Here is a 13,047-nt window from a genome sequence, read left to right as displayed (position 1 = left end):
TTGGGGTTCGTCTATTCTTCCTATCCCCACGAATAAATTCGTGGGCTTTGTTGTTGCCGTCTGATGTAATCCACGATTTTAATGAAATGAATATAATTTTATTTATCATACTCATTTTCAAGTATTTCTGCAATTTTTTCAGTCTCTCGAAGATTTCTACCAGTAGTTTGAATTTTCATACCAAACCCTTCATCCTCCCAATACAGAAATACCTCTATCTGTCCATTGTTATCTTTTTTACCTATCAAACTTCTTGCATAACTATCCCAAGCGATAGAATTTACACAAGAAATTATATATTTAGATTTTCGTATTTTCTTCCAAAATTTTTCAAGTTTATTATTTCCGTGATGAGTATCAGCTAACTTAAAATCCTTGACCTCGGGTTCTAATTTAGTTTCAATAAGTTCTAACTTTTTGTTTTCTTCATAAGCTTTTTTGTAAATCTTTCCTATCTGGCTTTCACAGATTAAATCATCCTCTATTATAGTAAGGGTTTGTAGTAGTTTGCGGTCTTCAGGTAAAGGGATACTTTCTAAAAAAGATTTATACTCAGAAGATTCGATATTAATAAAACCCTCTTCTTGAATTTTTTTGAAGAACTCCTCAAATTTTTCAAATCTTTCTATTTGCCAATCGTAAGGAAATGGCGGAACTTCTATTAACATCTCTGAGTCCTCAAAATTGTAGAATAATGAAGCCTTTTTGAGTGATGCTATTAGTGTTGTGATAGGAATAATAGCTTTGTAACCACCAGAAATATTGTAGCCTTCCACGTAAGTTTCAATCAGGTATTTTACATAATTGTCAAACCCTCGTCTAATTTTAAATTTATCTTTACTCAAAACATCAAATTCTTCAATTTTTTTGAGTTCTTGAACTGTAATGTTTTTTTGAGCCAATGCTTTTTCCAAAATTTTACCTGCTAAGTAGCTCGTTATGGTATCTGACGTTACTAAGTAGGTACTAACAGTTTCATGTCTTTCTTGCAATTTTTTTAAGGTTTGCAACTCGGCACAAGAAAATCCATTCCACGCCTCAATAGTGGTTTGTACTTCCTCAATATCCTCCTCAAAATCGTCCCAATTTTTAAAAGGTTGGTCTTTGATTCTGTCCCAAGAGGTTTTGTAATGCTCACTTCCCTTGTAGTTCGTAAACATGGAAGTGCCAACTGTGGTAATGACTATAATATGCTTCATTAGTTTGTTTCGTTTAAAAATCCGACAATAGACAAACCGAATCCCTGTTCCGCATATTCATCAGAAAGAGGGGTATCAAGATTGCCGAAAACTTGATGTATATCCAAACTGTAAGAGTTTTCCAAAATTTCAAAATGATAAACTGTACCCGCAGGTACGGCTTTGTACATGGGTTTAGGCTGCTTTTCTTTAACGTCAAAGCCTCCCACAGCTACCGAGCCATTTACAAAACTGCGGAGAAGTTTGAGTTTTACTCCTTTCCACGTGCCAATGTAGGCTTTTTGAGTTTGGTCAAGCACAAAGCAATCAGGCAGCCATCCCCCTTCGCCTCGATGTTCTTTATCTTCTGACTTCTTAAAAATTGCAGGACTTAGGAAATAAAGTTTAAAGAACTTTCCTATTTCAGGCTGTTCTATTTTGATTGCCTTGTCATATTTAGAACACAAGGCTATTTTATTTTCGCCGCCCAGTTTCAAGAAATTAGGTTTAAAGTCTCCTCCCAAAACTTCAAGATTTATATCGACTAAAAAGTAGGTTTTATTGCGACGAATTTCCTTTCCTGCACGCTCTATGGTTTCCAAGTGATTGAGCTTGACCCGATAGAGTTTCCCTTCTTCTGTAGTTCGGGTAGCATTTTGCCTACCTATGCCTACTTTGTATTCGTCTGAAATGTAATTATTCAACTCATAGTAATCTTTGGTAGCTTCAAATTCATCTTTTAAGTATTTGTTTAGAAGTCCTCTCTCTATAAATCCATTAGCTCCCTCTACTTCGCCGTAGGGATTTAGAAACAAAGGGTTAGAACTAAAAACCACTTCATTTTGGATAGGATTGTTTTCGTAGAATGCTCGACTTTCCTTTTGCTCCATTCCTTCTTGCACCAAAAACTCTTTTTCCACCATTTCAGTAGGCATTGTGAAATGTGGTCTTGTACCCTTTAAAAGATATACACCCTTAATTTTCAACTTTTTGGTAGGGTCATTTTCGGTATTTACAAGAGATAGTTTTTCAGGATATTGTGAAAAATAAGTAGTACGGATTGCTCCATAAAAGACCGAAGGCAGAGGTGGGAAAATGCCATTTGCCCAAACTTCATCACCCATTTCAAAGGGTTTTCCATCGCGGAAAAACAGGGTATCTACGGCTTCAATTTGTAGTATCATTAGGCTTCTGTGGTTTCAAGTTGGGAAATAGGATTGATATGACGATGCAAAAAATCTACGACATCTAAGAGCTGGGTAAAATTCCTAATATCAATGTCTTTGGAAACTCTTGTAGCATTTTCGTTTGATACTAACTCAAAAGTTTTTGAAGTCAAATCTGAAAGGCTACCTTTGTATTTATCACTATTTTTTGCCCTAACCATGAGTCTTTGTAGCTCCCACTCCAATATAGGTTTATGAATAGTCGGGATTGTTCCATTTTCACCAATCAACTTCCTAAATTCTACATTCAGGCTCTTGATAAAAGTGCTTGAGAGTTCTTCATTGACTAATTTTTGCACTAATTCGCCAATAATATCAAGGGTAGCGGTTAGATTATTTTCCTCATAAGACCATTTCCAAGTAGATTGACGGATTTCACCCGAACCTTTTAGTACGGAGAGGCAAAAAGCATTTTTAGCAGGTTTTGCATAGTTGTATTTCTTCTTGGCTAATTTTTCCGAAGCTCTTGCCCAACTCAATACCTCGCTCAAAGGGGTTTTGTAGTGAGCTATGGCGACACCTGCCGAAAAGGTTAGTTTGGGGCTTTCATGTCCTTCGGTTTCCATTCCTTTGTTAATAGTGGTATCAAAACCTTCTCGGAGCCACTTCATTGCCTCGAAGAGATAATCCAAATTGATAAAGCCTAAGAAATCATCACCACCCGCATAAACGGTTTTGCCTTTTTGAACCTCACCTTTTTTACCATCAATATAGTCAGTAGCTTTTGCAGCAAAATTTCCTAAGCATTTAGAAAGAGCTTTTTGGTACTCTTTGGGTTTATTTTTTAGTTTATTACCCATACTATCAGCATCAAAAACGAGAATGGCGTAGTATTTTGAGAGTTGAAGGTTTAGTTTTTTAGCGGCTCTTGCTATGTTACCCTGTAACTCTTTGATGGATTCAAGATTTGCTTTCCCTTTTTGACTTGAGATTTCCATCACACGGTCAAACTCTTTTTGAGTTAGGGCATCTTCATAGAAAAATTGTTCATTGATGGCTGCTATCAACTTTATTGAACTCAGTACATCTGCTTCTCTTGTTTCTTTGAGTTGGTTGATGACATTCATCAAAGCAATTTCTGAAACAGAAGGGAATGAACTTTCTTTGATTTTCCAAACCCTTTTCAGAAAAGAAATAGCACAAAGCCCTTCACCTGCTTGTAGGTCTTCAAGGTTTATCTTTTTAGAGTCTTTATACCCCACCACACAGACCTCTTTGGTAAAAAGTTTTTTGTCTTCTTTTTTTACCTCACTTTCTTTTTCCTTATCTGTCAGGCGATAAAACTTGACATTCAATTCACCATTGAGGCTACATTTTCTACCCTTTTCTTCTAATTGCTTAAAAGGGCGATTTGCTTTTACTGCCCCTAAGAGTTGCTCAATGCGTTCGTGCTGAGGTTCATACGGTTCATTGTCTTTATACTCCTTAGCAACCCAAAAGATTTTGAAAAAATCCTCTAATTGGGCTTTGCAGTTTGCATAGAATCCTGTTTTAGACAAACACTGCTCCGCTTGTTCTAAAAAATGAGATTGAATTTTTTCTTTGAGTGTATCTCCAAAGACTTGCATTTTCTCTTCAGTCTCAATAATCGCCAAAAAGCGGTTTGGCTTGGATTGTACCGAACTATCTGGAAAAATCAATTCAAAACCTTCTTTTTTAGTGCTTCCTTCAACTTCTTTGATTGCAAAGTCAATCAAGTCTGAAAGTATCTGACTGCCTGCCCGAAGGTCTTGCGTTTTTCGTGCCTGTTCTATGAAAGACTGCACAGGGGATATGGTGAGTAAGAATAGGTATTTCATATTTGTATTTTGTTTGTGAAGCCCACGATTAAAATCGTGGGTTGTTTAATATCCCACGATTAAAACCGTGGATTAGATTTCGTTTTATATAGCCCACGAATTTATTCGTGGGAGGTTTTCGTGGATTATTTGTGCGAATTAGGTTCAATATTGTTTTTAATAAATTTATTGATAAGTTGATTATCAACATCTTGCCAATTAAAAGTCTGGTTATACGCGTTTGACTGAAAATTAATGTTGGTATTAGGCGGCATAAATTCACCTTGTAAATGTACCAAAGTCCAATAAAATTTATCTTTCAACCTTACTACTGAAATATAAAGAGGCGAAGAGCGGTGATTGAAATCAACTGGGTTATCAAACTCCACATTACTACCTTCATTCCTTACTGAAATGGGTAAGCCAAAGGCTGCTTTTTGATTCAGTGTTTTTTGGGTAAATCTTCTCTGTTTAGGATTTCTTTCTGTATCCGTTCGAAAGTCTTTCATCGATGCACCAATCTCATTCAAAGCCTCTTTCCAATTATTCTTTGAATTTTTAGCGATATAAATTTTATCGAGCTGAATGGTGCTATACTTTTTAGAAACGTTCCCACTTCCTTTTTTCAAAATAGCAGAAACTTGTTTCAAACCTTCGTTAAGAAAACTTCTTGAAGGATTATCAGGCATCATTTTGAGCTTGCCCTCTAAAATATTTTCTTTGTCTTCCACAAGATAAATCTCAAAACTACCTGCTCCACGCCTTGCTCTTGAACCCAAACCCCCGAAATAAGTCAAAAGCCAAAAACTGGCACATGCTTGTAGCAAGTCCTCTTCTTCATAAGCAGTGATGATGACATCAAATTTAGCTTTTGTGAAAGCCTGATTATTTTGAGTCATTTCAGCTGCAATTAGGTAAAAGAAGTATTCTAAACCTCCTTTTCCATCAAAATCTCTTTCTTGAATGGTTGTAGGAAAATCATAATGCACATTGCTTACTCTTACATTAAATTTACTTTTCAAGGCATCGGTTTTTTTGTCATTTGCCACAAAACCGCCTACACCGCCAAAGATATTTTGCTCTTCGTCTTTCAAATCTAAATAGATTTCATTTTGAGCTAACTCCCCATTCATCGCCCTCCACCAAAACCTCAACGCCCCTTTGATAGAGGGCGGACGCAATTCGGGGGTAGTGCCATCTGCTCCTGAAAGGAACATAGGCGTGATGGTTTCGCAGGTAAAAGTGATTGTTTTCATGGGAAAGAAATTAGATTTGAAAGACTACCCTGCAAGTATAAAATTTTTTTTTGATACTTGCAAGTAAATAATCAATATTTTTAGTTTTAAAAAGGCAGTTGAGAATCGTCGGAAGGTTTGAAATTTTCGAAGTCTTCGAGGTCGTGGTCGTAGAGTCCGATACATTCGCAGTATTCGCCCCAAAAACAAAGTTCGGTATTGTAACTACATAGACTTACCTGTGTCCAGCTATCCTTGTCTTGGGGCAGGAGTGCGAAAGAACCCTCTTTCCAGTAGTTGCATAAGGCTTTGTAAATCAGTTCCTTAGGAGGGTCTGTGTCGGGTGTAGAAATCTCAACTTGCCTTTGGTGGAAAAACTCAAATATGACCTCTACAAGCTGTTCTACCTGCGCTTCGGTTAGCTTTTCAGGTGGCGGAAATGCCTCGTGCGGAATACCGAAAAGCTCGACAATCGGGCTATATTTTGTATTTTCCCAAGCCACAATATAATCGAGTCCTTCATATTCTAAGGCGGGGTGGTCGGGGTGCAATGTCTTGTAATCGGGAATGGGCAGCGGTTTGTGAGCCGCTGCTTGCAGGTCTTCTATCAGTTGTGCAAGATATTTTTCCATCATAAAACTAAAAATTAAGTTTCCTTTGTCATATAACCATAGCCAACGGCTGTCTTTGCGCCGATGCCTTTTTGGGTGAGGGCAGCGGAGAGCCATTCAACAATATTCTTATTGTCGATTTTTAAAGGGGTATTTGCGTCAGTGCCATACAAATCACTTTCACGCTTTGCTCCGACTAAAAACTGAAAGTTCGTCTTTTGAACAGTCAAAAAGTTGATGATTGTCGGATTGCTCCAATCGGCAGGCGGCTTGACACTTCCTTTTTTATATGTTCCATCTTCGTTCTTATCCTGCGAATCATAATAATCCTTGTAATGCACATTCATGATGTCCAAACTGATATTGATTTTATCAATCGGAAAGGCATCAAAAAAGGTAATTTTACCTTCTCGGTCTGCCTTGTAATAGCTTGGATACTTTTTTTTCTTTTTGTTTTTGATAATTTCGTGGTCTTTGGAACAACCAAAAATATCGCAAAACTCTTGGGATTGGATTGCATCTTCTTCTTTATCATCAAACTTTTCTTGAATGATAAAACTCCTTACAATCCCTTTCACGGCACTTGCGGGAATATACGGAATGCCGTAGATGTGGTGCAGCGTGATAGAAGTTTCATAGACCGAAGCACCGCCAATACCCAAAGCCAAACGCCAATCGGGTTTTAGACAAATGGAGGTAGCCACGTTGTTTTCGCCTAAAAGGGTTTTTGCGTTGGAAATGTGGCGAGATTTTAGTTTCTCCAAAAAATCTGTTTCTTTCGCTTCCGTTGCAAAGAACTGAAACCCTTGTGGATTTTTAAGACCTTTCGTTTCAATTAGCTTTTTTCTTGGCTCTAATTTTGCGACACCATCAGAAAAAATGGAGCCAACCAAAGCGCGATGTGGCTTATTGAGCCATAAATTGTAATTGATGTCCAAGCTTTGTACTCGAAAGTTTTTGGCTAACTTTTGATTATCTTCGGATTGATTAAGTTTTCCTTGCTCAAACTTCCTGATAAAATTTTTAACCCTAAAACCTCCTTTATCGCTTGGTTCAATTTCAACCTCAAAATCTTTACCCTTCACAAAATCACTTTCAGAAAAGCCTACTCTTTTGGCTTGTGAGAGGTTAAAAAACAGGTCGCCTTCAGGACTTTCAAGAAAACCTGAAAGACCATTCTTAGTTAAGTTTTTGAATTTTCCTATGATTGGTGTCATGCGTCCTCCTCCTTTTCATCACTTACAAAGCGTTTTAGACATTTAAGCAAGTTGAGTGTTTCTAAGGTAAGCAATCTAACATCGCTGTCCGAAAATTCTTTCTCATCAAGAATTTTACTTAAAAAGTTATCATCTTTTTTTGCCTCTGTTTTTTCAAAACTGAAATTGTTGTGTTCTACAACATGCCATTTACGGATTGTTTCAAAAACATCAGGCTTTTCTTTTTTCAAATACGCCAAAGTATAGAGCAAACCGTTCGTTTGAATTAGTGCAGGTACTTTTTTAACCATTACACCATAAGGTTTATCTTTTTTTGCATTTGTCATTGCAAAAATCAACCTCTTTTGTTCTAAATTTTGTATAGCCATCGTCTTAGAGTTGGTTTTTAAAGAGTTTGACAATTCCTTTACCGAGTGTGCTGCTGCCACCGATTTGCATAACATCTTTGCATTTGTCTTTGAAAAAAGACATGACTTGTTCGTGAGAGGTCATAGGCAAATCTTGATTATCCTTTTTTACTTTCGGAAATAATGCTTTCCTTTTCTTGTCTTTGTCGTCATCTTTTTCAGATTTTTGAAAGACATTACTCGATGCCACAATCGTATAAAGGTAGCTTTCAGCAGGCAGGTATTCTTCGGTGAATAGAGCTGTTCCTTTTACTGTGCCTGTGGCATTATCTATTGCAATACGAGTAATTACTTCGGTAGAAAGACGAGTAAAGTCACGGAAAACTTCGTTGGGTAAAATGACTAAGCGGTTTGTGATGTCGGAATTGGCATCACAGCCCATTAGCGTATTGAGTTCATTGACTAACTTACCAATTTCAGCATTTTGAGATGTTTCAATTTCGAAAGCGTATTCTTCCAAGATTACTTTTTCTTTGTTCTTTTCACCTATTGACAAGAAATTTGCATTGGCAACAGCAATCTTGTCACTTGCCACATCTTTAATATTGGCAGTGATGGCATTACTAAGGTTACAAATGTGGTTCATTTCTCTCTTTAACTTGGTAATCACCTGCTCACAAGTCGCCAAAGCATAAACACCTTTAAAAGACTTGATGGGAAAAAAGAGCAAACGAGCATCGGTAAAAGCCAAAGAGCCTGAAAAATCATTGTCTTCGGGATTTTTGAAAAAGTTTTTTACTTCATTCGGAAAGTTGTCTTTCCCGTCGCCGTCGTAGCCAAAAACTAAATGAACACCGATTTTGTCCTCATCAGTTGTTACATTCTGCTCCAAGTTCTGCCTGAAAGCACCCTTGAGGCTTGAACTTTGGATATTGGGCAAGTCCGTATGTTTTTCACGCTGAATGGGCAAATCAATATGCCCTAAGTCGCTACCGCTCCCTGCGTGTAGGGGCGTTTCGGTGCGAAAGAATAAAGGTTTTGCGGTTTGATACATTGTTTTAAGGTTTTAATTTTTTTATTAAGAGTTAGTCTGTATCTGAGAAAATTTTAGGAAAACTTCTTGTCAAAGACGTTGCTTGATAGCTACTCGATTGTCACTTTTCTTGGTTTTGAATACTTAATTAGGCTTTCAAAATCAACAGTGGCATTTATGTATTTCCTTGCATCTACTTCACTTTCAAAAGTTTTGTAAATAACATATTTGCCGTCATTGGTTGTCAGGTTGTAAATTCTATTGTCATTATCACCATCGTCATAACACCATTTATCGCCCTTCTTTTCATTTTTTGAGCCTTTACGTACCTCTTCTTTTGATAACTTTTCTGCAATAATGCGTTGAATGTCTTTTTGTTTTTGTATTTCATTCCAAACCTCATCAGGTGCATAAAAGATAAAAAACTTACTTTTGTATCTTCCCCAAAGTGCCTCGCCGAGATAATTAAACATAAAATCGCCGTTTTTAGCCACATCAAAACAGCCGCCTAAATCTTGGATAAGTTGACGATGGTCTGCACTATTCAACATATCATTTTCTAACTTTGATAAAACTTCCCAATGCTTTTCAAATAGGTCTTCATTGAATTGAATGGGAATTTGCGGAATGGTAATCAGTACGCCTGTATTTTCAAAAATGTATTTGATAGGCGATTGATTGATTTGCCCTAAAATTGTGAGGTAAGGAATTATTCCTTTGTAGCCTCCCGTTACGTTGATAATCACATCATCAAATTGCCCACCCAAAATTGAATTTTGTGCAATTTGATAAAACCTTGTGTTTAGATTTACCAACCCTTTTTTAAAACGTTCACCATCTTCTACTTGTAATTCTTTGATAACATCTTGATTTGGATTGAATGTTACAGAAACATGGCGATTATCGTTTTCGTCGAACCAAGTACAAATTAGCTCCGCAGCTAAACGCGACAAAACCGTGTCCGTTGCCAAAAGATGCACCTCAACTTCTTCGCCTGCCTCTTTCTGAATTGCCAATATACTCTCAATCTCCGCCGAAGCATACTCATTCAAAGCATCAGACTCAAAAGTCCACTGCTTGTTTTTTTTAGTAATGCCTTTAAACCATTTGTTTTTAATAACTCGGATTATTTTTTCTTCTTCTGTTCCCTCCTCATCATACTCGCTTGCATCACTGCGTTTATCTCGAAGAGTTTCGTATTCGGTAAAAATAGTTTCATAGTTTCCATACTTATCTTCAACTTCTTTTTTGTTGTAGTTTTCAAAAAGCGATGTTCCAACGGTTGTGATGATGGTTTTCATGGTACTTATCTGTTTAAGAGTAAATTAAATTTTTGCAATATAAGCGATGCCAAAACCTTCTTTTTGGCTTTGTTCGGTTTCCGAAATACCCGTTTCTTGCAACTGTTTTACTAAGTCTTGAAAATTTCCTTTTTTCAAACGGAAATAATACACACTGCCCGCAGGCACTGCTTTTTGCATCGGCTTCGGTTCGCGCTTTTGCATATCAAAGCCGCCAACATTCAAATACTTTCCTACTGCGCAAGTCGTAAGTTCTACTTGTAAATTGGCGTTTTCAAATACTTTAGTTGGATAATAACCGTTGGTAAAAATAGCAGGGGTTGCCAAATATATTTTGAAATTTTCACCTAACTCTTTTGGAGTGTTTAAGACATGTATTTCAGTCTTTTCATAAACAGCTAACTTGTTTTCAGCTCCTAAACGTAGCAATCCTTTTGGTGCAAAATCATCTAAGCCTGTAAATTCAATACAAATTTTTACATCATTGGGACGTAACATATTCATTCGGTACAATTTCCCCTCGTCAGCAGTTCTCGTCGTATTTTGTCTTGCAATCCCAATTTTGGCTTCGGTCTTATACGCATCTGAAATTTTGGTAGCTTCAATTGAACCATTAATCTTTCCCTTTAAGTAGTTGTTAATAGCGGTATCAGTCAAAATTCCGTCTTCGATATTCTCAACCTCAACCTCTTTGTTGTAACTGAGTATTTTTTCGGTTTGAAGTGAAAGATGATTAAGATGACAATAGGGGCGGGCTACTTGCGTAGTTAGCCTTACATCATAGCTTTTATATTCTTTCTCATTGATTTTTGCAAGAGTATCAAAATCCTTTTCCATTACTAAATCTAACGGAATCGGATAAGATAAATAAGTTACATGTTTTCTGCTGTTTCTTGCAAGAGTTGTAACCTTATAAGCAATCTGCTTAATCCTCAAATTTTCAGTTTCTTTGATGATGTCATCAATGGCAATGTTTTTCTGCGCCATATAAGCGGTGCGAATAGCACCATATAAAACACTCGGCAAGGGCGGAAACATACTGTTTGCCCAAGCGTCATCGCCCATACTGAATGGTTTTCCGTCTCGGAAAAATAGCGTGTCTAAGGCTTCAATTTCTATGGTCATTGTGCAATGGCAGTTTTAGGTTGTGAATTATTTAGAGTTTCCTTTTGGTTTTTATTCAAATGCCTGCTAATAAACTCGCAAATGTGCAGGGCATTTAAAAAGTTTTGAACATTCAAATCAAAAGGAAGATGATTGGCGTAAAGCGTATTTAACTTGTCGCAGAAATCTTCCACATCGAGAGGCGCACCTTTGGTCTTGGCTCTTTTGGCAAAACGCTCTAATTCAAGTTTAAAAATAGCATTTAAGCTATCCTTTTGCTGTTCCGTAATCTGATTTTGCTTAACTTTATCAAACCACCAAGCCCCTTCTTTATTTAAAAGTTTGGCAAAGCTTTCAGATAAGTTTATTATAAATTTGTCTGAAATATCTTTGTTTTTAAGATGCTGAGTAGTCATTTGAAGTACTTCTGTACTCCAATACTCCCCCTCCTGCCAACGAAAGGTAGTATCGTGGATTTCTCCTGAATGTTTGAGTACGGCAATCGAAAAAGCGTCTTTTTTTATCTTTTCATCAGATTTATTTTCGACCTTTTTAGCCTTTTTTTCCATCGCACGTGCATAGTTCAAAGTTTCGGAAAGAGGCGTTTTGTAATGGGCGACAGCCACACCTGCGGAAAAGGTGAGTTTCAAATCGGTATAACCTAACTTATCAAGCTCGGAATTTACTTCTTTATCAAACATTTCCCTAAGTGCCTGCATTGCATCAAACAAGTGGTTGAGGTTCAAAAAGCCTAAAAAATCGTCTCCACCTGCGTAAATGGTTTTGCCTCTTTGTACTTTGGGGTATTGGGCATAATCGGTATCACCGTTGATAAAATCGGTTGCTTTTTTGCCGTAATCGCCCAAAAGTTTTGACAACTTTTGATGTTCTGCCTTGCTTTTGCATTTTTCTAATTTACTTCCCATGCCGTCGGCATCGAAGACGAGGATAGCGTAATATTTTGAAAGAGCGAGCTTATCATCTTTGACACTTTTTTTCATTCTGTCAAAGTTGTCTTTCAAATTTTTGTAGCCTAGTTCTGTTTGCAATTTTTTGTAGCCTTGCTTTTGTAAATACTTCTGAGTCAAGTTTTCTTCATAGTAAATCTGCTCATCTGCATAGCCTCTGTTTAGGCTTCTAATCAGGTCAATATAAGTTTGTGCAATCTGGTTTTTGTTTAAAGTGTCTAATAAGGCTACTTTTGCAGTTGAAGGAAAGTTTTTAGCATTTTCATCTTCAAATTCGAAGTGCCTTTTCAAAAGTGAAACTGCACAAAGTCCTTCCCCTTCTTGTAAGAGTTTCAAGGGCATTGTATCATCGTCATTTTCTAAAACTATGAAAACCTTTTTCTCCTCATCAACAAAGAGCTTATTTTTTATGATGTAAGTGTTGATTTCATCTTGTAGAGGTTCATATCCGACATCATTTTTTAGCTTTTGCAATTGAGCAGTGGCATTACGTCTATCAGAATCAGACAAACGATAAAACTTCACATTATACTCACCATTCAAAGCGCATTTACGCCCTTTTTCTTCTAATTGTGAGAAGTAGCGAATGTTTTTTGTGGCACCAAGTAGTTTTTCGGCTTGCTTGATTTCATTCGCATAGTTTACCACCTCGCCTTGGGCATCAAGCGTTACTTCGTGTGCCACCCAATACACTTTCAAAAAGTCGTTGAGTTGGTCAATGCTATCGGGCTGCAATTCCAAAACTTTTTTGCCTAAGGTTTTTACAAAATACTCTTCCGTTTTTTCCTTGACTTTGTTGCCTACGCTTTGAATATCTTTATCTGTTGATACAACAGCAGTGAAGCGGTTGGGTTTAGCATCAGAGTTTATATCTGTGGGAAAAACGAATTCGGTTTTAGGGCATTCTGTTAGTAGGGCTTTCATTGCCTGCGTAATCAACACAGACAAAATCCGACTCCCCGCATACAAATCTTGAGTCTTCCTTGCTTGTGCTATGAAAGACTGGACGGGTCCGATGGTGAAAAGGAAAAGATGTGTCATTATGGGTA

Annotated in this window: 11 protein-coding genes; all 11 read right to left on the bottom strand. The window is 37.2% G+C overall.

Annotated features, from left to right (window positions below; translation table 11 throughout):
• Positions 1-98: 98 nt before the first annotated feature.
• The 11 genes from G500_RS0116935 to cas10 (G500_RS0116885) all read right to left on the bottom strand — a co-directional run bounded on the left by G500_RS0116935 (position 99) and on the right by cas10 (G500_RS0116885) (position 13,039).
• Complete coding sequence (locus G500_RS0116935) at positions 99-1,199, bottom strand: hypothetical protein (RefSeq protein ID WP_027003420.1); 1,101 nt, start codon at positions 1,197-1,199, stop codon at positions 99-101.
• Positions 1,199-2,362, bottom strand: coding sequence for a type III-B CRISPR module-associated protein Cmr3 (gene cmr3 / locus G500_RS0116930; RefSeq protein WP_027003419.1), 1,164 nt, complete (start codon positions 2,360-2,362; stop codon positions 1,199-1,201). Before cmr3 (G500_RS0116930) ends, G500_RS0116935 begins: the two co-directional genes overlap by 1 nt.
• Positions 2,362-4,203 (bottom strand): type III-B CRISPR-associated protein Cas10/Cmr2, encoded by a 1,842-nt coding sequence (gene cas10 / locus G500_RS0116925; RefSeq protein WP_027003418.1) that lies wholly within the window; start codon positions 4,201-4,203, stop codon positions 2,362-2,364. Before cas10 (G500_RS0116925) ends, cmr3 (G500_RS0116930) begins: the two co-directional genes overlap by 1 nt.
• A 125-nt stretch (positions 4,204-4,328) precedes the next feature.
• Positions 4,329-5,438 carry a type III-B CRISPR module RAMP protein Cmr1 gene (cmr1, locus tag G500_RS0116920; RefSeq protein WP_027003417.1) on the bottom strand — a complete coding sequence of 370 codons (1,110 nt, stop codon included), beginning with the start codon at positions 5,436-5,438 and terminating at the stop codon, positions 4,329-4,331.
• A gap of 86 nt (positions 5,439-5,524) precedes the next feature.
• Positions 5,525-6,052: a hypothetical protein gene (locus tag G500_RS0116915; RefSeq protein WP_154657206.1), complete on the bottom strand. Its 528-nt coding sequence runs from the start codon at positions 6,050-6,052 to the stop codon at positions 5,525-5,527.
• A gap of 11 nt (positions 6,053-6,063) precedes the next feature.
• Entirely contained in the window at positions 6,064-7,245 is a 1,182-nt protein-coding gene (gene cmr6, locus G500_RS0116910; RefSeq protein ID WP_027003415.1) for a type III-B CRISPR module RAMP protein Cmr6, read from the bottom strand.
• Positions 7,242-7,613, bottom strand: a complete 372-nt coding sequence (gene cmr5, locus G500_RS0116905; protein WP_027003414.1) for a type III-B CRISPR module-associated protein Cmr5 — start codon at positions 7,611-7,613, stop codon at positions 7,242-7,244. The genes cmr6 and cmr5 overlap by 4 nt, the downstream gene beginning before the upstream one ends.
• A 4-nt stretch (positions 7,614-7,617) precedes the next feature.
• Complete coding sequence (cmr4, locus tag G500_RS0116900) at positions 7,618-8,646, bottom strand: type III-B CRISPR module RAMP protein Cmr4 (protein ID WP_027003413.1); 1,029 nt, start codon at positions 8,644-8,646, stop codon at positions 7,618-7,620.
• 89 nt (positions 8,647-8,735) lie between these two features.
• Positions 8,736-9,926, bottom strand: a complete 1,191-nt coding sequence (locus G500_RS0116895) for a hypothetical protein (RefSeq protein WP_027003412.1) — start codon at positions 9,924-9,926, stop codon at positions 8,736-8,738.
• A gap of 24 nt (positions 9,927-9,950) precedes the next feature.
• Positions 9,951-11,051: a type III-B CRISPR module-associated protein Cmr3 gene (gene cmr3 / locus G500_RS0116890; protein WP_027003411.1), complete on the bottom strand. Its 1,101-nt coding sequence runs from the start codon at positions 11,049-11,051 to the stop codon at positions 9,951-9,953.
• Positions 11,048-13,039 carry a type III-B CRISPR-associated protein Cas10/Cmr2 gene (cas10, locus tag G500_RS0116885; protein ID WP_027003410.1) on the bottom strand — a complete coding sequence of 664 codons (1,992 nt, stop codon included), beginning with the start codon at positions 13,037-13,039 and terminating at the stop codon, positions 11,048-11,050. The genes cmr3 (G500_RS0116890) and cas10 (G500_RS0116885) overlap by 4 nt, the downstream gene beginning before the upstream one ends.
• Positions 13,040-13,047: the final 8 nt, after the last annotated feature.

This window comes from Hugenholtzia roseola DSM 9546 (genome assembly GCF_000422585.1).
GTDB lineage: Bacteria > Bacteroidota > Bacteroidia > Cytophagales > Bernardetiaceae > Hugenholtzia > Hugenholtzia roseola.
This window is presented reverse-complemented; position numbering and strand designations above follow the sequence as displayed.